General features: G+C 52.5%; 1 protein-coding gene. It reads right to left on the bottom strand.

From position 1 onward, the window contains the following. Nucleotides 1–116: 116 nt before the first annotated feature. Complete coding sequence (locus tag K4A83_RS22720; RefSeq protein ID WP_265267002.1) at nt 117–995, bottom strand: WD40 repeat domain-containing protein; 879 nt, start codon at nt 993–995, stop codon at nt 117–119. Nucleotides 996–1,077 lie beyond the last annotated feature (82 nt).

The following is a 1,077-nucleotide window of genomic DNA, read 5'->3' as shown; positions in this document are numbered from 1 at the left end:
CGGGGGAGCAGGGGGGCAGGGGAGCGGGGGAGCAGGGGAGAGTCGGGAGTCGGGAGTTGGTAATAATTCTCACTTCTCTCTTCGCAGGGGAGAGGGGGAATGGGGAGTCGGGATTGTTAATTGTTAATGGTTAATTGCCAGAGTTTGACGATGCCATCCATCCCCCCACTCACTAACTGCTGACCATTAGCACTAAAATCTAGGTTGTAGATCCATTCTGTATGTCCCGTTAGTGCGGCGATTTCGTCTCCAGAATTGAGATTCCAGACTCGGATAGTGCGATCGCGCCCGGCACTGGCTAACAGTTGCTCATTGCGATGATAGGCAACCGTGAACACCTCCCCCGTATGTCCCGTAAAGCTCCTTAACAGGGTTTCCGCGCTCAAGTTCCACAACTTCACCGTTGCATCCCGACTCGCACTCGCCAACAGTTGACTATCCGGGCTAAACGCAACCCAATTCACATCGCTACCATGAGCGTCTAGGGTGAAGATTGCCTGTCCAGTGTCAGGATTCCACAGCCGAATCGTACCATCAACCCCCCCACTCGCCACCCGACGACCATCTGGGCTAATATCCACGGCTAGTACAATACCATCATGACCGCGCAGAGTCTGGAGTTGTTGCCCTGTGGCAGCATTCCAAATCCTCACAGTGCCATCATAACTAGCACTAGCGACCTTTTGACCATCGCCACTAATGGCTACACTTTCCACAAAATCTTGATGTCCGGTGAGGGTGCGGATAGTTTCTCCGGTGTTAATGTTCCAGAGGCGAATGGTGTTATCTTTACTGCTACTGGCCAACGTTGTCCCATCAGCACTGATATCAAGGCTCAAAATTTCGTCAGAATGCCCGGTGAGGGTGCGCAATTCCTGCCCTGTTGAGCCATTCCACACCTTAATAGTGCCATCATCACCCCCACTGACGACGGTTTGATTATCAGGGGCAAAATTGACACTCCCATCGCTAAAAGCGAGGGATTCTTGGTTCAACGAGTTTCCTTAACTTGGCAGGACGTATCCAACCAAGCCAGAGGGAATCTCTCCCCAAGCGTGAGTTCCGGTATGCCCTACC

The sequence above is a fragment of the Spirulina subsalsa FACHB-351 genome, assembly GCF_026130165.1.
In the GTDB taxonomy this organism is placed as follows: domain Bacteria; phylum Cyanobacteriota; class Cyanobacteriia; order Cyanobacteriales; family Spirulinaceae; genus Spirulina_A; species Spirulina_A subsalsa_A.
This window is presented reverse-complemented; position numbering and strand designations above follow the sequence as displayed.